The 18,526-nt window shown below is 44.3% G+C and carries 16 protein-coding genes and 2 tRNA genes; 15 read left to right on the top strand and 3 right to left on the bottom strand.

Going from position 1 to position 18,526, the window contains the following annotated elements; translation table 11 throughout:
- The first annotated feature begins 32 nt into the window (after window positions 1–32).
- The 15 genes from KDW03_RS02665 (at window position 33) to KDW03_RS02595 (ending at window position 16,129) form a co-directional block, all read left to right on the top strand.
- Window positions 33–1,403: a PAS domain S-box protein gene (locus KDW03_RS02665; protein ID WP_271435854.1), complete on the top strand. Its 1,371-nt coding sequence runs from the start codon at window positions 33–35 to the stop codon at window positions 1,401–1,403.
- A 151-nt stretch (window positions 1,404–1,554) separates the two neighbouring features.
- A tRNA-Thr gene (locus tag KDW03_RS02660) sits at window positions 1,555–1,627 on the top strand.
- Window positions 1,628–1,647: 20 nt separating this feature from the next.
- Window positions 1,648–1,803 (top strand): 50S ribosomal protein L33, encoded by a 156-nt coding sequence (gene rpmG, locus KDW03_RS02655; protein ID WP_271435853.1) that lies wholly within the window; start codon window positions 1,648–1,650, stop codon window positions 1,801–1,803.
- Between the two features lie 7 nt (window positions 1,804–1,810).
- Window positions 1,811–1,883, top strand: a tRNA-Trp gene (locus KDW03_RS02650).
- 21 nt (window positions 1,884–1,904) lie between these two features.
- The gene (secE, locus tag KDW03_RS02645) at window positions 1,905–2,150 is read left to right on the top strand and encodes a preprotein translocase subunit SecE (RefSeq protein ID WP_271435852.1); all 246 of its coding nucleotides are present in this window, start codon (window positions 1,905–1,907) and stop codon (window positions 2,148–2,150) included.
- 2 nt (window positions 2,151–2,152) lie between these two features.
- Window positions 2,153–2,716 carry a transcription termination/antitermination protein NusG gene (gene nusG / locus KDW03_RS02640; protein ID WP_271435851.1) on the top strand — a complete coding sequence of 188 codons (564 nt, stop codon included), beginning with the start codon at window positions 2,153–2,155 and terminating at the stop codon, window positions 2,714–2,716.
- A gap of 20 nt (window positions 2,717–2,736) precedes the next feature.
- Entirely contained in the window at window positions 2,737–3,174 is a 438-nt protein-coding gene (rplK, locus tag KDW03_RS02635) for a 50S ribosomal protein L11 (protein WP_271435850.1), read from the top strand.
- 1 nt (window position 3,175) lies between these two features.
- Window positions 3,176–3,886 (top strand): 50S ribosomal protein L1, encoded by a 711-nt coding sequence (gene rplA / locus KDW03_RS02630; protein ID WP_271435849.1) that lies wholly within the window; start codon window positions 3,176–3,178, stop codon window positions 3,884–3,886.
- 18 nt (window positions 3,887–3,904) lie between these two features.
- Complete coding sequence (rplJ, locus tag KDW03_RS02625) at window positions 3,905–4,426, top strand: 50S ribosomal protein L10 (RefSeq protein WP_271435848.1); 522 nt, start codon at window positions 3,905–3,907, stop codon at window positions 4,424–4,426.
- A gap of 19 nt (window positions 4,427–4,445) precedes the next feature.
- The gene (gene rplL, locus KDW03_RS02620; RefSeq protein ID WP_271435847.1) at window positions 4,446–4,835 is read left to right on the top strand and encodes a 50S ribosomal protein L7/L12; all 390 of its coding nucleotides are present in this window, start codon (window positions 4,446–4,448) and stop codon (window positions 4,833–4,835) included.
- 118 nt (window positions 4,836–4,953) lie between these two features.
- Window positions 4,954–8,508 (top strand): DNA-directed RNA polymerase subunit beta, encoded by a 3,555-nt coding sequence (gene rpoB / locus KDW03_RS02615; RefSeq protein ID WP_271435846.1) that lies wholly within the window; start codon window positions 4,954–4,956, stop codon window positions 8,506–8,508.
- A gap of 21 nt (window positions 8,509–8,529) precedes the next feature.
- The gene (gene rpoC / locus KDW03_RS02610; RefSeq protein ID WP_271435845.1) at window positions 8,530–12,627 is read left to right on the top strand and encodes a DNA-directed RNA polymerase subunit beta'; all 4,098 of its coding nucleotides are present in this window, start codon (window positions 8,530–8,532) and stop codon (window positions 12,625–12,627) included.
- Between the two features lie 112 nt (window positions 12,628–12,739).
- Window positions 12,740–13,699, top strand: a complete 960-nt coding sequence (locus tag KDW03_RS02605; RefSeq protein WP_271435844.1) for a Gfo/Idh/MocA family protein — start codon at window positions 12,740–12,742, stop codon at window positions 13,697–13,699.
- A complete protein-coding gene (trpB, locus tag KDW03_RS02600; RefSeq protein ID WP_271435843.1) occupies window positions 13,696–14,874 on the top strand; it encodes a tryptophan synthase subunit beta in 1,179 nt (392 codons plus the stop codon). The genes KDW03_RS02605 and trpB overlap by 4 nt, the downstream gene beginning before the upstream one ends.
- Window position 14,875: 1 nt before the next feature.
- Window positions 14,876–16,129, top strand: coding sequence for a Crp/Fnr family transcriptional regulator (locus KDW03_RS02595; RefSeq protein ID WP_271435842.1), 1,254 nt, complete (start codon window positions 14,876–14,878; stop codon window positions 16,127–16,129).
- A gap of 17 nt (window positions 16,130–16,146) precedes the next feature.
- Here KDW03_RS02595 and KDW03_RS02590 read toward each other — a convergent pair whose 3' ends face one another.
- From KDW03_RS02590 to mtaB, 3 genes are all read right to left on the bottom strand, one after another.
- Entirely contained in the window at window positions 16,147–16,698 is a 552-nt protein-coding gene (locus KDW03_RS02590; protein ID WP_271435841.1) for a hypothetical protein, read from the bottom strand.
- Between the two features lies 1 nt (window position 16,699).
- Complete coding sequence (locus tag KDW03_RS02585) at window positions 16,700–17,056, bottom strand: polysaccharide deacetylase family protein (protein ID WP_271435840.1); 357 nt, start codon at window positions 17,054–17,056, stop codon at window positions 16,700–16,702.
- Window positions 17,057–17,232: 176 nt separating this feature from the next.
- A complete protein-coding gene (mtaB, locus tag KDW03_RS02580; RefSeq protein WP_271435839.1) occupies window positions 17,233–18,480 on the bottom strand; it encodes a tRNA (N(6)-L-threonylcarbamoyladenosine(37)-C(2))-methylthiotransferase MtaB in 1,248 nt (415 codons plus the stop codon).
- Window positions 18,481–18,526: the final 46 nt, after the last annotated feature.

Genomic DNA, 18,526 nt, shown 5'->3' with positions numbered 1-18,526 from the left:
ATAGGAAAAAGTTCAAGGAGAAAAAACAAGGGATGAACGCTTCTCTTTTGTTAGTAGAAGACGAAGTCGTTATCGCGATGTCAGAAAAAAAAGAGGGGTATACCGTTACCCATGTCACAACAGGGGAGGACGCCATCCGTCTCGTTGCTAAGGAAAATCAAGATTTTGATATCATCCTCATGGATGTTGATTTGGGCAGGGGGATAGATGGTATACAAGCAGCCCAGCAGATTTTGCAGGTGAGAGATATTCCTATTATTTTTCTTTCCTCTCATGGAGAGCCCGAGGTGGTGGAAAAAGCGGAGAAAATTACTTCGTATGGGTATATACTGAAAAGCTCTTCTCCAGTTGTCTTGGATGTTTCTATCAATATGGCTTTGAGGCTTTTTCAGGAAAAGATGGAACACCGTCGTGCCGAAGAAAAGCTTAAGGAAAGTGAAGAGCGTTTTCGATCTCTTGCGGAAGCCTCCATGGGAGGGATAGGTATTCATGGTCGAGGGGTTATTCTTGAGTGTAATGAGGCTCTTTGCAGGATGACGGGGTACTCAAAAGAGGAACTCATCGGGATGAATGGGCTTCTCCTTATAGCTGAAGAGTCTCGAGAGGATGTGATGCAAAAGATTCTCTCAGGATATGAAAAGCCCTACGAGGCTGTAGGACTTCGCAGAGATGGAACAAAGTACCCCCTGCTTATTCAGGGCCGCAATGTTTATTATAAAGGGAAACTTGTGCGTTCTACAGAGTTTCGAGATCTTAGCGACATAAAACAAGCAGAAGAGGCTCTCAAAAAGAAAATAGCTGAGGAAGAGGTGCTGCTGAGAGAGGCATTTCATCGTATTAAAAATCACATAACGAATGTTGTGAGTCTTCTTTCTCTCCAGGCAAATGCGACAGAGAACCCGGAGGCAAAACAGTTCCTTCAGGAATCCATTGGGAGGGTAGAGAGTATTCGGGTTTTGTATGAAAATCTTTTGACGAAAGGGAGTTATCAGACGGTTTCTTTGAAAGCGTATATTGAAGAGGTGATTCGTCTGGTTTGTGATATTTTTGATGAGAAGAGAAGGATAAGACTGTCTCTTGATATCGCGGATGTTACGATTGCAGCCAAAAAGGCGGTATTTCTTGGGATTGTAATGAACGAACTTTTGACCAACGCGTATAAGTATGCTTTTCGAGGACGCGATTCGGGGGAGATTGCTGTTTCTATTCATGAGCACGATGGGAAAGTTTCTATGGTAGTACGTGATAATGGTGTGGGGATGGAGGAGAGGATGGATGCTTCTTCTCAAGGATTGGGAATAATGCTTGTTACTATGCTGGTAACTGAGCAACTCGGTGGAAAATACGAGAGAAAAGAAGACAATGGGACTGTCTGGGAGATTGAGTTTGTGTTGGAGGGATAAAAGTTTGTCTTTGGTGATCCCTTTGAATTTCATTTATGAGAGGGTGTAACGAATAAGAAGAATTAAAATAAAATATTTTTTTCTTTTCTTCCCTTATTTTTCTTGACAAAAGAGACAGTTTTGGTATATAATATTGTTCCTGAAATTTTTTGCCCATATAGCTCAGTAGGTAGAGCACTTCCATGGTAAGGAAGGGGTCGGCGGTTCAATCCCGCCTGTGGGCTTATCCTAAAAGGAGTAGCGTATGGCTGAGATTGTCACCCTGGAATGTGAAGCGTGTGGAGAGAGAAACTACTCCACAACCAAGACCAAGACAATGATGCAGCAGCGTGTGAAATTGCACCTTAAAAAGTATTGTCCTCGCTGCCGCAAGCATGTGGCGCACAAAGAGGTGAAATAGTTTTTACAGGTCAGTAGCTCAATTGGTAGAGTAGCGGTCTCCAAAACCGTTGGTTGGGGGTTCGAGTCCCTCCTGGCCTGAATGTATAAAAAGGAGTTGTCATGACGACGGCTTTGATGAGTTGGATTATTATTGGAATAACGGCACTGGTGGCTATTGTTGTTTTGATAGTTAATCGGAATTTTGTGAAGGAAGCTCGTGAGGAATTGCGTAAAGTAACGTGGCCTACCAAAGAGTTTGCAATCCAGGGTGCCTGGGTAACTGTGGTTTTTATTGTTGTTCTGGCAGCCTTTTTGTCTTTGATTGACTGGGGTGTGAATACTCTTATTATGTTGTCGGTGAAGTAGATATGGCTCGCGGTTGGTATGTAATTCAAGTGAATACAGGCTTTGAGAAAAAGGTCTACAGGGATCTTGAGGCGAAGAAGAATCAAGATGTTCTTCGCAATGTTTTGTTGAACGTAAAGTTGCCTGAAGAGGACTATGTTGTAGAGCGAAAGGGTAAAAAGATAGAGAAGAAGCGTCTTCTTTATCCAGGGTATATCTTGGTAGAGCTTGATATTCCTGAAGATGAGGTTGAATGGAAAGAGGTTTACACGGCTATACGCAGTATCAATGGTGTAAACATGTTTCTCTCCTCTGGGGGTGGAAATAAACGCCCGAAACCTCTCTCGTATGATGAGGTGAAGCAGATTTTTGAACAAACGGGAGAGATCAAGTCCCTTTCTGGTAAACTTGAAAGTGTGTACTCGGTCGGGGATAGGGTGAAGGTGATGGAGGGTGCCTTTGCTGGATTTGAAGGCGAGGTTCTCGAAGTCATCAATGATAAAAATATGTTAGCTGTCTCGGTCGAAATATTTGGGCGACTTGTTCGCCTGGAACTGGAGTATACCCAGGTCCAAAAAATTGGTTAAGTTAAGGTAAGGAGAAACGCATGGCTGCACCAAAGAAGAAAAAAATCAAAGCGGTGGTAAAGTTGCAGCTTCCTGCGGGTCAGGCAAATCCTGCTCCTCCGGTAGGTACCGCTCTTGGTCCTCAAGGCGTGCCTCTGATGGAGTTTTGTAAGCAGTTCAATGAGGCGACAAAGGACAAGGCAGGATTTGTGATACCGGTTGTTGTTGAGGTGTATGAGGATCGTACGTTCTCGTTTATCACCAAAACGCCTCCGGCTTCAAACCTGATCAAAAAGGAGCTTGGTATCGAAAGTGGTTCTGGAGCTCCAAACAAGCAAAAAGTGGGGAAACTCACAAAAGCCCAGCTTCAGAAGATCGCTGAGATCAAAATGCCCGACCTGAATGCAAAGAGCATTGAGGCTGCCATGAAGATTATTGCGGGAACTGCGCGTAATATGGGCGTTGAGGTGGAGGAATAGTATGAAGGTTTTAAAGAAAGGCGGAATTCTCTATAAGGGTTTTAAACGATATTTGTCTCTTGTGGAGAAGTATGATCTTGCCAAGCTTTATTCTCTTGAAGAAGCTTGTGCGATTGTGAAGGAGCTGGCAACTGCCAAGTTTGATGAGCCCATTCGTGTAAGTTATCACCTCAATATTAAACAGAAGCACAATATACGCGACGTTCTGGTGATGCCCCATTCTATCGGGAAACAGGTTCGCGTTTTGGTTTTTGCTACAGGTGAGAAAGCGACTGAAGCTCAAAAGGCTGGTGCTGATTATGTTGGTGCTGAGGATCTTGTTGAAAAGATTGCAGGTGGTTGGATGGATTTTGATGCTGTGCTTGCAACCCCTGATATGATGAAGATTCTTGGTAAGATTGCTCCCATTCTTGGACGAGCGAAGATGATGCCTAACCCCAAGACAGGAACGGTTACACTGGATATTGCCCAGGGTGTCAAGGAGTTTAAGGCTGGTAAGGTTGAGATTCGTGCTGACAAGACAGGGAATGTGCATGTTGTCGTGGGAAGAAAATCTCTTGATACAGAGAAGCTTATTGAAAATGTGAAGGCTGTTCATCATGTTATTATGAAGAACAAGCCAAACGATCTCAAGGGTGATTATATTGCTACCATGGCGCTTTCTCCGACAATGGGGCCATCTGTCAAGGTTGACCACAAGAAAATCTCCTAAGGGTGAAGGAAGGTGAGTATGCCAAAACAGTGGAAAGTCGATCTGGTTCAGAACATGATTCAGGAATTGGCCAATATGGATGGTCTTGTGGTTCTCAACTTCTCTGGTGTTACGGTCAAGGAGATGGAAGAGTTTCGTCGACAGATTGAGAAAGGCGGCGGTAAGGTAAAAGTGATGAAAAACCGCCTTCTCCAGAAGGTACTTGAGGCTCGAAATATTACCACAATGAAGAACTATCTCAAAGGGATGTCTTTTGTGGTATATTCGGATAACGATATCCTCTCTGTTTTGAAGATTGTTACCGATGCCATCAAGAATAACGAAAAATTGGCGCTCAAAACAGGTTACCTTGATGGTCAGGTAATGGATGCAAAGAGTGTTATCGAGATGTCCAAGATACCTTCAAGAAAGGAACTCCTGGCGATGATTGCTGGTGGTATAAGTGGTGTTGTGGGAAGTTTCGCGGGCGCTTTGAATTCTATTTTGACAACCTTTGTTGGCACTATTGAGGCTCTCGAGAAAAAACAAGAAGGAAAATAATCTTATAAGGAGAGAATATATGTCAGACAAGATTAATCAGGTGATTGATTTGATTTCTAATATGACGGTTTTGGAACTCAATGAGCTTCGCAAGGCTATTGAAGAAAAGTTTGATGTAAAGGCTGCTGCTCCTGTGGCTTTTGCTGGTCCTATGCCTGCTGCCGGTGGTGCTGCTGCAGCTGCTGCTGAAGAGCCTTCCACAGTTTCTATTTTCATTAAGGATCCAGGTGCGAAGAAGATTGAGGTTATCAAGGTAGTTCGTGAACTTACTGGTCTTGGTTTGAAGGAAGCTAAGGATCTCGTTGAGAGTGGCGGTAAGACAGCTGTGAAAGAGAATGTTGAAAAGGCTGAGGGCGACAAGATCAAAGCTGCTCTGGAAGCTGCCGGTGCTGTGGTTGAGGTTAAGTAACTATCTGTCTCTACAAAGGTTGTGTCGTATCCCATGTTGAAAATTCCCCCTTCTTTTCTCTCGGGAGAAGAAGGGGATGTTGTATTTATACCATAAAATACAGGAATGGAGATAATCTATGCCGATAAAGCCACAGAGGGTGAGTTTTTCCAGAAAAAAAGAGTGGATTGATCTTCCTGATTTGCTGGAGATTCAACTCAAGGCCTATGAGGATTTCTTACAGGCCGGAGTCGAGCCTGAAAAGCGAGAAAAGAAGGGTTTGGAGTTAGTTTTTCGGACATTTTTCCCAATCGAGTTATCTTCCCAGGGACGGAAAGGTGGTGATCCGGATATTGTTATTGATTATGTGCGATATGATCTTGAGTCTCCTCGTTACACTGAAAGTGAATGTTTTGACAAAAACCTTTCGTATGCGGTTCCGCTCAAGGCTGTTTTCCGGGTGATTAATCGGAAAACGGGAGAGATTAAAGAAAAGGATATTTATATTGGTGATTTTCCTCTGATGACACCTCGAGGGACTTTTATCATCAATGGTGCTGAAAGGGTTGTTATCAATCAGATCTATAAGTCTCCAGGTGTTCTTTTTGCATACAAAAACAAGGAATACTCTTCAAAGATCGTTCCAGAAAAGGGTGCATGGCTTGAGTTTATTCTTGATAAACGTAAAGATCTCATGTATGTTCGTGTTGACGCGAGGAGAAAGATTCTTGTCTCTGTTTTTCTGCGTGCTCTCGGGATGTCTACCCAGGAGATTGTCAGCGCCTTTTTTAAGACTCGAAAACTGGATCTGACCAAGGTTGAGAAAAGTGAAGCTATTACCAAACTGGTTGGAAAGTATCTTGCTGAAGATGTTGTTGACAGTGAAAACAATGTGATTCTTGGGGCTGTGGAAAAGTTAACACCGAACTATGTGAACCTTCTGTACCAAAAAGGTATCCAGTTTATCTCGGTGATTGATCCACGATCAGCTCTTGAGAATCGACCTTTTCTTCTCACTCTGGAAAAGGATGACACCAAGGATAACTACCAGAAGGCTATCAAAAAGGTTTACTCCGTGCTTCACCCTGGAGAAGCAGCTTCTCTGGAAGCTATTGTGAAAGAATTGCAGAACATGCTTTTCCATCGTAAGTTTTATGATCTGGGTGAGGTTGGGCGATATAAAATGGTGCTCAAGTTGTACCCGGAACTCTCTCCTGAAGAGAAACAGGCTCTGGTGGAACAGCGAACCCTTTCTTTTGAGGATATTATCAGAACTCTCCAGCATCTATTAAAGGTTGCTGCTCAGAAGGAACCGCTCGATGATGTTGATCATCTTGGCAATCGTCGTGTGCGAAATGTAAATGAATTGCTGGTAAATCAGTTGATCCAGGCTTTTACGAAAGTGGAAAGGGCCATCCATGAAAAGTTTCTCAGTCGTGATAATGAGGATATCTCTCCTCAGAGTCTTATTGCTATCAAGCCAATTGTTTCAGCGATAAACGATTTCTTTGGGATGAGTCAGCTCTCACAGTTTATGGATCAAACGAATCCTCTGTCTGAATTGACACACAAGCGACGTCTCTCTGCGCTTGGACCCGGGGGACTGTCTCGTGATCGTGCAGGATTTGAGGTACGTGACGTCCACAACACGCATTATGGTCGAGTGTGTCCTATTGAGACTCCTGAAGGTCCAAATATTGGTCTTATCGCCTCTCTTTCTACGTACGCGCGAGTGAATGCGTATGGTTTTATTGAGACTCCTTATGTGGTGGTGAAGGATGGAAAGATTACGGGAGAGGTTCATTATCTCTCGGCAACAGAAGAAGAGGTTTTCTATATTGCTCAGGCGAACACCAAACTTACAGATTCTCTGATGATTCAGGAAGAGGTGGTGGAAGCCCGTTATAAGGGAGAATTTATGTTAGTGGAGAGAGAAAAGATCCAGTACATGGATATTTCTCCCAAGCAGATTCTCTCTGTGTCGGCAGCTTTGATTCCGTTTATTGAACATGATGATGCTAACCGTGCTCTCATGGGATCGAACATGCAGCGTCAGGCTGTTCCTCTTTTGAACATGAGCAGGCCAATTGTGGGGACGGGTATGGAGTACTATGTGGCCCGTGATTCACGAGCTATTGTGATGAGTACGGTAGATGGTACTGTCAAAAAGGTGGACTCCACCAAGATCATAGTGGAGGACAACCAGGGGAATAAGCATGAGTATCCCTTGCTCAAATTCCGCAGGACTAACCAGGATACTACCTACAACCAAAAACCCGTTGTGAATGCCGGGGATAAGGTGAAGGTGGGCGATCTTCTGGCTGATGGTTTTGCGACAAAGGATGGCGAGCTGGCTTTAGGAAAAAATGTTGTTGTGGCCTTTATGCCATGGAATGGCTACAACTATGAGGATGCTGTGCTTATCAGTGAAAGGCTTCTCAAAGATGATGAGTTTTCTTCGATTTATATGACGGTTCTCGAGTGTAAGGCCGTAGAAACAAAGCTTGGGAGTGAATCGATCACTATCGAGATTCCGAATGTGGGTGAGGATGCTTTGCGAAACCTTGATGAGAATGGTATTGTCCGTGTTGGGGCGTATGTGAAGCCCGGTGATATTCTTGTGGGTAAAGTAACTCCCAAGAATGAGCCGAATGAGACGCCGGAATTTCGATTGCTTCATGCTATCTTTGGAGAGAAGGCCAAGGATGTGAAGGATACTTCTCTTCGTGTGCCGAATGGTGAGAGTGGGGTTGTGGTCGATGTTAAGGTTTTCTCCGCGGAGAACAAGGATGATCTTGCTCCCGGTGTTCTCAAGATGGTGAAGGTTTATCTCGCGAAAAAGCGAAAGATTAAACCCGGTGATAAGGTGGCAGGTCGTCACGGTAACAAAGGTGTGATTTCTCGGGTACTGCCGGAAGAGGATATGCCTTTCCTGCCTGATGGAACGCCCGTAGATGTGGTATTGAACCCACTTGGTGTGCCGAGCCGTATGAATATTGGACAGCTGTTTGAGACCATTTTAGGGCTTGCTGGTTTGAAGCTTCACAAGTATTATGAATGTGGAGTGTTCGAAGGAGCTTCTCTGGAAGACATTGAACGCGAGATTGAAGAGGCGAATGCTAAAATTCGAGAGGATCTGTACAGAGAACGCAAACAGTATGGTGAAACAGATGAAGAGATAGAGCGATACTTTGACCAAGTGAAGCTTCCTAAGTCAGGGAAATTTATGCTCCGTAATGGGCTTACCGGGGAATATTTTGAGAACCCTGTGTTTGTTGGTGTGATGTACATGCTTAAACTTCATCACATGGTGGACGACAAGATCCATGCTCGTTCTGTTGGACCGTATGCGTTGGTGACCCAGCAACCACTTCGTGGAAAGGCAAATTTTGGTGGTCAGCGTCTCGGAGAAATGGAGGTCTGGGCATTGGAGGCGTATGGTGCTGCCAATCTCCTTCAGGAAATGTTGACAATCAAGTCTGATGATACTGAAGGGCGTGTGAAGGCGTATGAGGGTATTATCAAGGCTAAGTACTTGAATTATATGGGAGTCCCTGAGTCGTTTAATGTGCTTGTGCAGGAATTAAAGGGATTGGCACTGGATGTGCGTGTGTATGACCAGAAAGGACAGCGTGTCTATCTGAATGAGCGTGAGCGAGAAATTAATGATGCAACGAAATTCCACCTTGTATAATGGAGGGAAGGAGACGGGTATATGAAGATATCATCACCTTTTGGTTCGATTTCGATACAACTGGCCTCACCTGAGCTTATTAAAAAGACAGCTTACGGTGAGGTAAAAAAAGCGGATACGATTGGTTACCGAACGCAAAAACCCGATCGTGATGGGCTTTTCTGTGAAAGGATCTTTGGGCCCATCAAAGACTATGAATGTAACTGTGGAAAATTTAAGTCTATACGTTACAAAGGTGTAGTATGTGATCGTTGTGGTGTGGAGATTACAGAATCCAAGGTGAGACGACAGAGAACAGGGTATATTGCTCTGGCAACACCGGTGGCACATATCTGGTATTACCGTATTGTTCCCAGCAAACTGGCGCTTATTTTGGATATTACATCTTCTGATGTGCAAAGTATTCTCTATTTTGAAAAATATATTGTTATTGATCCCGGTGAAACAGATCTTTTGCCTAAACAGGTCTTGACCGATGATGAGTATGAAGAATACAGAGAAAAATACCAGGAAACCTTTGTTGCAGATACTGGAGCCATGGCTATCAAGAAGATCCTTCAGAATATGGATCTGGATAACGAGATTGCCATGCTTCGGGCTGAGATCATGAGTAAATCCAGTAGTAAGATTGATAAGAAGGTTCTGAAGCGTCTGGAGATACTGGAGGAGATTCGTGCTTCAGGGAATAAGCTTGAATGGATGATTCTGGACGTTATTCCTGTTATTCCCCCTGATTTGCGTCCTATGGTGGCTCTGGAAGGGGGAAGGTTTGCGAGTTCGGATATCAATGAGCTTTATCGTCAGTTGATCAACCGCAATAACCGTCTCAAGAGACTTCTGTCGCTTCATTCTCCTGATCTTATCGTCAAGAATGAGATGAGAATGGTCCAGGATGCTGTGGATTCATTGTTTGATAATTCGCGACGTTCTCATCCCAAAACAGGCTCAGGAGATCGTCCTCTTAAGTCGTTGTCCGACATTCTGAAGGGGAAACAGGGACGTTTTCGACAGAATCTTCTGGGAAAGCGAGTGGATTATTCTGGTCGATCCGTGATTATTGTGGGGCCAAATCTCAAACTTCATCAGTGTGGACTTCCAAAACAGATGGCTCTAGAGCTTTTTAAACCCTTTGTGATGCGTGGACTTACGGAACAGGGCTATGCGAACAATATAAAAGCAGCCAAACGAATGATTGAGAGTGAACATGAAGTGGTGTGGGCTATTCTTGAGGAGGTGGTCAAGGATCATCCTGTGCTTCTCAACCGAGCTCCCACACTCCATCGTTTGGGTATCCAAGCTTTTGAACCGGTTTTGATCGAGGAAAAAGCTATTCAGCTTCATCCGCTTGTCTGTCATGCCTATAATGCAGACTTTGATGGAGACCAGATGGCGGTTCATGTGCCGCTTACTCCTGAGGCTCAGATTGAGGCATGGATGTTGATGCTTTCTTCAAGAAACTTGTTGAACCCGGCAAATGGGAAGCCTATTGTGTATCCGACACAGGATATGGTGTTGGGTATTTATTATCTTACGAAACCGGCGCAGCGGACTGAAAATACGGCCTTGAAAGCTTTTGACAGTTATGAAGAATTGCTCATCAATTTGGACAGGCGTATTGTGCGTTTGAATGATAGTATTCGTTACAAATTTCAGGGTGAATGGATTGAAACCTCTGTAGGACGTGTGATTTTTAACGAGATTGTGCCTGAGAAACTGCGTTTTGTGAACGATACACTCACGGGCAAAAAGATAGAGAATTTGATTTCTCAATGTTATCGTCTCTATGGAATTAAAGAGACGGCATTTTTCCTTGACAATCTCAAGGCTATTGGATACAAGTATGCGACGCTCGGAGGTATGACCATTTCTCTCGCTGATGTGGAGATTCCTGATGCAAAATATGATCTTGTGGCGAAAGCAGAAAAAGAGATAGAAAAAATTGATCAGAATGCGAAGAAAGGTCTCATTACTCCAGAAGAGCGTTACAACCAGGTGATTGATAATTGGGCTACTGCTAACGAGAAGATTAAAAAGATGGTGGAAGAGGCCTTGAAAAAGAGTCAGGGTGGATTTAACCCTCTCTATATCATGATGGATTCCGGTGCTCGTGGAAGCCGTGAACAGATCCGTCAGCTGGCTGGGATGCGTGGTCTCATGGCAAAACCCAGTGGAGATATTATCGAACTGGCTATTAAGTCAAATTTTAAAGAAGGTCTTTCAGTGCTGGAGTACTTTATTTCGAGCCATGGTGCACGAAAAGGTCTCGCAGATACTGCGTTAAAGACCGCTGATGCAGGATATTTGACACGTAAGCTGGTAGATATTGCTCAGGATGTGGTAGTGACTGAGCATGATTGTGGGACGGTAAGGGGACTGGATATTGGGGCTATCAGAGAGGGAGATGAGATTATTCAACCCCTCAAGGAACGTGTTCTTGGTAAGGTGGTCCTCACGAATGTGTATGATCCGAGAACGGGTGAGTTGATTGCTGCTGCTAATGAGGTTCTGGATGAAGAGAAGGTCAACAAAATTGAAGAGGCTGGTATAGAAACTGTTCGTATTCGCAGTGTGCTTACCTGTGAAGCTCAGAGAGGTGTGTGTGCCCTCTGTTATGGTTGGGATCTCTCCGTGAAACGACTGGTGAATATCGGTGAAGCTGTGGGTATTATCGCAGCTGAATCTATTGGTCAGCCGGGTACACAGCTGACCATGAGAACCTTCCATATTGGTGGTGTGGCCGCTGCTCAGCTTGAAGAGAATCAGCTTAAACTTAACTATGATGTGGTGATTGTCAAGATGCCGGATAATCTCATCGAGAGAGAATTTAATAGTCGGCCAGCCCGTATCTGTGCGAGAAAAGGATATATCAACGTCCGTAAGATTCTTAAGAGTTTTAAGAGGGATGAGATTTTACCTGGAGGAGATTTAACAGCTCTGGATGGAAAAGAGTTTTTTAGTGAGACATCTCTTTTTACACTCAAGGATGGAACAGAAGCCAAGTTTGGTCGCAAGGTAGTAGTGTATGTGAGGGAAGATGGTATCCATGTGTGTGAGGCTAATACCTACGAATACAATCTCAAAATAGGCTCTTTTATCTTCTATAAGGTCGGGGATGTTGTTCCAAGAGGAAATGAGATTGCCACCTTTGATCCTTACAATGATTTGTACATTGCTGAAAAGGGTGGTCGGGTGATGTACGCTGTTGAGATTGTTGATGGTGTCGAGACAAAGAATAAGCATATGATCATGCTTGTCAATGATGCTGGAGAAACTGTGGAACACTTTACCGTGATGGCGGGCACACAGCTTGCTGTTGAAGAGGGTACCGTGGTAAAAGCGGGTGATGTTGTTGCTCGACGACCACTAGCAAAACGTCGAACCAAAGATATTATCGGAGGTCTGCCTCGTGTGACGGAACTCTTTGAGTCTCGTAAGCCAAAGGTGCCTACGGTGATAGCCAAGGTTCGTGGAGTAGTGGAGTTTGTAGAACAGCGGAAGGGCAAGTATGTTGTGGGCGTCCGTGCGAAAAATGGCGAGGTGTTTAACCATGTTATCCCCCTGGGTCGCAATATCTATGTGCGAGTTGGGGATAAGGTCAATGCGGGAGAGCCTCTCTGCGATGGTGTGGTCAGTTCTCATGATATTCTCCGTGTGATGGGATACACAGCGGTGAATGAATTCTTGCTGGATGAGATCCAGGAGGTTTATCGCTTGCAGGGTGTAGATATCAGTGAGAAGCACATTAGTGTGGTTATCCGTCAGATGCTTCGCAAAGTAGAGGTTATTGATCCAGGTGATACCAACTTTATCATGGGACAGCTCATAGAGAAAAACCAGTTCTATGCTGAGAATGCCCGGGTGTTTGAGCAGGGAGGGCAACCAGCGAAGTCCCGCCCTGTGCTTTTGGGACTCACCAAGGCATCGTTGTTGACGACGAGTTTTCTCTCGGCAGCGTCTTTCCAGGAGACACCAAAGGTGCTTTCGAGTGCAGCACTCCGCAAAGCTGTGGATAAGTTGGAAGGTCTCAAGGAAAACCTGGTGGTGGGTCAGCTTGTTCCTGCAGGAACAGGTATCCGTACCTACCAGAACATCAAGCTTAAGATTAAAGAAAAGGTTTAAGAGATTCACAGACCGGTCTGCACCAGGCAGACCGGTTTTTTTTATAGTTTCTTTGAAAAAAATATTTTTCTGCCTTACAATAGTATATGAAGAGCTTCATTGGAGGAAGGTTATGCTGAAGATTGGCATTGTTGGAACAGGGCATATGGGAAAATACCATATCAATACGCTCTCTATGATTTCAGGGATTCAATTTTCTTCGATTTGTGATATCAATGAGTCAGAGGTAAAAGCCCTGGGACAGAAATATGGGGTGAAGGCTTATACAGACTATGAGAGTTTTTTAAATACTGTTGATGCTGTGATTATTGCTGTGCCAACGTATCTTCACTATAAATACGCTTCTACGGCTTTACTGAAAGGGAAACATGTGCTGGTAGAAAAACCAATTACCAAGACGTTGTATTTTGCAGAGAAGCTTTTTAATATTGCTGTTCAAAAGAAGCTTGTACTTCAGGTTGGACATGTGGAGCGTTTTAACGCGGCAGTTCAGGAACTAACAAAGATTGTACAAAAGCCTTATCTGATACAGGCTCAGAGAATGGGTCCTCAGAGTCGTATTCGTGATGTGGGTGTGGTTCTGGATCTTATGATTCATGATGTGGATATTGTGCTCTCTCTGGCCAGATCTCCTGTGGCTTATGTGGAGGCGTACGGAGAAAGAATCTACTCGAATTTTGAGGATGTGGCGAGTGCCCTTATTAGTTTTGAAAATGGGGTAGTGGCTTCGATTACAGCAAGTCGTGTAACCCAGGCAAAGATGAGGCATCTGGCGGTTTCTCAGGCAGATGCGTATATTTTTCTGAATTATGATACGCAGGAAATTACCATTACTCGTCAGCCCCAGGCGCAGTATGAGGTGGGGAGGGAGGAGCTTAAATACAGGCAAGAAAGTCTTGTGGAGCGTGTGTTTGTTCATAGGGATAATGCTTTAAAGCTTGAACAACAGCATTTTATTGATTGTATTTTGCATAATCGTACTCCTATCAAAACACCGGAAGAAGATCTGGCTGCTCTTGATGTTACCAAGCAGATCACAGATAAAATCTATCGTGTGTGGAGAAGTCGATGAAAAAATATTTTGGGGAATTTGGTGGGGTATATGTTCCCGAATCATTTACTCCTATTCTCCAGGAGCTGGAAGAGGCTTATGAGGAGGCGAAAAATGATCCACAATTTCAGGAGGAGTTTCACTCTTATCTGAAGGATTATGTTGGCAGGCCATCCCCTCTTTCGTATGCGAGGCGGATTTCTGAGGATATAGGTTGTCGTGTGTATCTCAAGCGAGAGGATCTCAATCATACGGGGGCGCACAAGATTAACAATACCATTGGTCAGATTTTGCTTGCCAGACGTATGGGGAAGACGCGTGTTATTGCTGAAACGGGGGCCGGGCAGCATGGAGTAGCTACCGCCACTGTGTGTGCCATGATGGGGATGGAATGTGAAATATATATGGGGAAGCTCGATGTAGAGCGTCAGTTTCTCAATGTGTTACGCATGGAGCTTCTAGGAGCCACGGTTCATCTGGTAGAGGAGGGTAGTCAGACACTGAAAGACGCGATGAACGAGGCTTTTCGAGATTGGTTGGCCAATGTTCAGACTACACATTATCTGATTGGCAGTGTTGCCGGGCCACATCCTTATCCAACGATTGTGCGGGATTTTCAATCGGTGATTGGGTATGAGACTCGCGAACAGATTTTGGCCAGAGAGAACCGACTTCCTGATTATATGATTGCCTGTGTAGGGGGAGGATCAAATGCGATGGGTTTTTTCTATCCTTTTCTGGAGGATGAACAGGTTCATCTCATAGGGGTAGAGGCAGGAGGATTGGGTATAGAGGTAGGCAAGCATGCGGCAACACTCAATTTTGGTACCCCCGGTGTTCTCCATGGGAGCAAAACAAAGGTACTTCTGGATACGTACGGGCAGGTAATGCCAGTGCACTCGATTTCCGCCGGGCTGGATTATCCCGGTGTTGGTCCAGAGGTGGCGTATCTTCACAGTATCGGCAGACTCGAGGCATCTTTTGTCACTGATGATGAGGCAATGCAGGGGCTTATTTATCTCTCGAGGAATGAAGGGATTATCCCCGCTCTTGAGTCGAGCCATGCTGTAGGATATCTTCTTAAGCATAGGAACCGTTTTAAAGATTCTGATGTTGTGGTTGTGAATGTGTCTGGTCGTGGGGATAAAGACATGAATACGGTTTATGATTATTTAAAGAAAAAAGGAGGTTGGTGATTTGGCCGACGTTTTTCAAACCATTTTACTTAAAAAGGGAGTTATACCCCTTGTTGAGGGACAGCCGCCACAGGATTCCTTTTATATTATTAAACAGGGGAGTGTGAAACAGACCAATAGTTTTATGTCCCATATTGCCCAGGAAAACAAAACCTTGGGGGTGGGGGATTTTTTTGGGGTTGTAGATTGCATGGCCCGTCGGCCCAATCTCTATACGATTGAAGCGCTTGAAGATACCACGCTCATTCAGATTCGCAGGGATCAGTTTGACATTTTAATTCAACAGAATACGCCTATCGCAATGAAGATCTTGCGTTTTTTTAGCCAGAAATTACGTCTTTATGATGGAATTCTTACTTTGATATCGGGGCAAAAACAGATTTTTGAAGACCCTGTTCATCTCTACGATCTGGCATATTTTTACGAGAACAAAATGCGTAATTATAAAGCGGCTATTTATGGATACGTTCGCTATTGTCAGCAGTGTCCTTCGGGAACAAAGATTGCTCAGGCAAAGGAGGCGATACTGCGCTTGTATAAACAGCACGGGAAACAACTAGAGTTTCATGAACCGGATGTGAAGGATTTCTATGTTACCTTTGAAGACAAAGATATTATCTTTCTCGAGAATGAGATCGGGAACAATCTGTACATTATCCAGAATGGAGAGGTGAAAATTATCAAGGTGGTGAATAACCAGGAGATCTTACTCAATGTTTTAAAGACCGGGGATATTTTTGGAGAGATGGCGATTCTTGAAAATAAACCGAGAAATGCGACAGCAGTTGCCTCTGGCAGAGTGCTTCTCATGTCTATTTCAAAAGAGAATTTTGGTACTCTCGTAGAGAAGCATCCCCAGATAGCAACAAAGATTATTACCTTACTTTCGGATCGTATATGGTTTTTGCAGAGACATATTTTTAACATGATGATTACGGATTATGAAACTCGTCTTTATGATGCTTTGTATATCCAGGCGCTGAAGTCGCGTGTAGACATTGTTCCTAAACTTCGGTATACCTTTTCTCTGACGTTTGAAGATCTTTTGAAATTTACGGCGCTCAATAATCCGGAAGGTTATCGGATACTTCAGAATATACTTTCAAACAAAACGCTTTTTGATCTTGACAATCAAAAGATTGTTTGTAAGGATGTTTCCCAGCTTCAAAGGCCAAGAAATCTGCTTTTGCGATATCTGGACAGGGATCTCCAGTATAAATTGGGAAGTGTGTTTTCAGAAAAGTCGGGTGCGTAAGCAACACACAAAAATCTTTAAAGATTTTCGGTGGAAGTGATCACATAAGAGTTCCTTGTTTGTTTTACCTCATGGAGAAACTCGCGTATCACCGTTTTGTTCCAGTATCTGACGAAAACTCGGTAGGTTCCCCTGTCGTCTTTTTTCTCCACCCAGAAACTTGCTTTGGCCAGATCCTGGTAAGTGTCAGGAAGATTTTTGGCCCGGTATTGTTCAAGGAAGAGGGAGTCAACCGGCACAGCGTCGTTTTCAAAGAGAAACCATCCGCGAATGACGGGAGCGTTTCTTCGTTCTGCGAGACTTCGTCCCAGGGAAGAAATATCCAGTTCCAGAACAACACCAAAGGGTTCGGATGCTTGAGGGTTGCTTTCAAGGACGTAAAAGATGAGTTTGTTTCGTATGATGTTAAAGAGATAATTGTAGAGTTCATGGTTTATTCCGGGAATGCGATCATAGGGGCGAAGATTAAAATGATACACATCGGCTGAGGAAGTGCTCGAGGGTTTCTGAGAAGGGCTGGCACATCCTACAAGAAGCAAAACTCCCAGGATGAAAAAACGGCCATACATGTTATTTTCTTTTTATTTTTTTCCATTTCATCGGGAAGAAGTAGGTCTGGTTGGAAAGCACAAGCGCATTGGCTTTTTTGAGGGAAGCAGACGTAGATCCATCGATCAACTCCTGCCCGGTATACATGTAGCCTTTCCATTCGTAAGTTTCTTGAGAGAGTTTTTTGACCTTGTTCTGAAAGAGGGGGTGAATTATCACGGTATTGGTTTCATCCACTTTGATGCCAAAAGAGGTAAAGGGTTCATTGCCCAGGACAATGAGAAGACCCGTGATATTGGTCTGAGGTTTTCTTGAGAGATCGGCGAATCCCAGGACGACAAGTGATGTAACCATGAAAACAAGAGCTATTCTTTTCATATCTTCCTCCTTCGGTGAATATACCATTTCATTCATCATAGTATATCACTTTGAAAAGTTTTTTTCAAGTTTTTTGGAGAAAGGAGAAAAAAATTTTTGTGCAGGAAATGTATGAGGATGCAAAAGGTACTCTCTCTATTTTGGATGAAAGGTAGAATTGTTGCTTGCGGGGGAAACTATGCAGACGGTGACTCCCCTTTTATACTGACAGCGCCTTGATGGATCCAGGTATCGGTAGGCATACATTGGATGAAACTGTTTTGGGGGAAGTTTCCTTTAACCCTGGCGTAGAGGTAGTGTTCGGTATACCCGTAGGAATATTCGTCTGTACTTTCTTCAACGAGAACCGTGGAGGGTTTTCCGAGGAGCGTTTCTTTTACCCATGATTCTGCAGAGGCTATGGCTTTTTGCTCGAGTTCATGGAGGCGACGTTTTTTGAGTTCCTCGGGGAGTTGAGCTTGAGAGGCAGCCCATGTGCCGGCTCGAGGGGAATATGAGAAAAGGTGGACTCGACTAAAACGGACTTTTTGGACAAGTTCTACAGTTTTTTGAAACTCTTCTTCTGTTTCTTTGGGGAAACCTACAATGATATCCGTGGTAAGCGCGGTGTCCTTGCGTGCAAGGCGAATTTTCTCACAGAGGGTGAGGAAAAACTCGGCGGTGTAATGACGGCGCATCCGCTGAAGCACCTCAGAGCTTCCTGACTGGAGGGAAAGGTGAAAGTGTGGGGTTAGTTTGGGATGGTGCAGGAGCGTGAGAAAGGCCTCTTCAAACTGATCGGGTTGGAGAGAGGAAAGACGGATACGAAAGTCTCCTTTTTCTTCGAGCAAGCGGGACACGAGTGTGAAGAGTGTGGCTTCTTTGTCCTGGTAGTCGCTGATATTAACCCCGGTGAGAATGATTTCTTTGTACCCACCAGAAATCAACTCCCGGAACCGTCTCACCACCTCGGGGAGGGGAAGAGACCGGCTCCTGCCACGGGCATAGGGGATCTTGCAGTAGCTACAGAAACGGTTACAGCCATCCTGAATCTTGAGATAGGCACGTGTTCTCTCGTATTCTACAACAAGGGGGAAATCTTCTTGTTTTTCCTCAGGGGATTCGAGCAGGAGGGAAGGAAGTGTAAACTTTTTGTCATTGGGAAGGATGATGTCAGCAAGTCCTCTGTTGAGAATCTCTTCTCCGTCTGTGGTGGCGTAGCACCCTGTTACGACGACCTTTTTCCCCTCTCGTTTGGCTTGTTTCATGTGTTGTCGGGATTTACTATCAGCGCTATTGGTAACGGTACAGGTGTTGATGACCACGACATCGGCTTTATCAATTGAGCCAACGACCTCAAAACCGCTTTCTCTGAGTTTTTGAGCAAGGGCGTCTGATTCAAATTGGTTGAGTTTACAGCCAACGGTAACAAGAGTAACTTTCACAATTTTCCTCCTTGTTATAGTATACAAAAAAAGACAGGAAAATGCC

Source organism: Thermospira aquatica, from assembly GCF_023525255.1.
Taxonomy (GTDB): Bacteria; Spirochaetota; Brevinematia; order Brevinematales; family Thermospiraceae; genus Thermospira; species Thermospira aquatica.
This window is presented reverse-complemented; position numbering and strand designations above follow the sequence as displayed.

Coding starts and splice junctions, on each gene's coding strand:
- KDW03_RS02665 (WP_271435854.1), top strand. CDS start 33: ATGAACGCTTCTCTTTTGTTAGTAGAAGACGAAGTCGTTATCGCGATG.
- rpmG (WP_271435853.1), top strand. CDS start 1,648: ATGGCTGAGATTGTCACCCTGGAATGTGAAGCGTGTGGAGAGAGAAAC.
- secE (WP_271435852.1), top strand. CDS start 1,905: ATGACGACGGCTTTGATGAGTTGGATTATTATTGGAATAACGGCACTG.
- nusG (WP_271435851.1), top strand. CDS start 2,153: ATGGCTCGCGGTTGGTATGTAATTCAAGTGAATACAGGCTTTGAGAAA.
- rplK (WP_271435850.1), top strand. CDS start 2,737: ATGGCTGCACCAAAGAAGAAAAAAATCAAAGCGGTGGTAAAGTTGCAG.
- rplA (WP_271435849.1), top strand. CDS start 3,176: ATGAAGGTTTTAAAGAAAGGCGGAATTCTCTATAAGGGTTTTAAACGA.
- rplJ (WP_271435848.1), top strand. CDS start 3,905: ATGCCAAAACAGTGGAAAGTCGATCTGGTTCAGAACATGATTCAGGAA.
- rplL (WP_271435847.1), top strand. CDS start 4,446: ATGTCAGACAAGATTAATCAGGTGATTGATTTGATTTCTAATATGACG.
- rpoB (WP_271435846.1), top strand. CDS start 4,954: ATGCCGATAAAGCCACAGAGGGTGAGTTTTTCCAGAAAAAAAGAGTGG.
- rpoC (WP_271435845.1), top strand. CDS start 8,530: ATGAAGATATCATCACCTTTTGGTTCGATTTCGATACAACTGGCCTCA.
- KDW03_RS02605 (WP_271435844.1), top strand. CDS start 12,740: ATGCTGAAGATTGGCATTGTTGGAACAGGGCATATGGGAAAATACCAT.
- trpB (WP_271435843.1), top strand. CDS start 13,696: ATGAAAAAATATTTTGGGGAATTTGGTGGGGTATATGTTCCCGAATCA.
- KDW03_RS02590 (WP_271435841.1), bottom strand. CDS start 16,698: ATGTATGGCCGTTTTTTCATCCTGGGAGTTTTGCTTCTTGTAGGATGT.
- KDW03_RS02585 (WP_271435840.1), bottom strand. CDS start 17,056: ATGAAAAGAATAGCTCTTGTTTTCATGGTTACATCACTTGTCGTCCTG.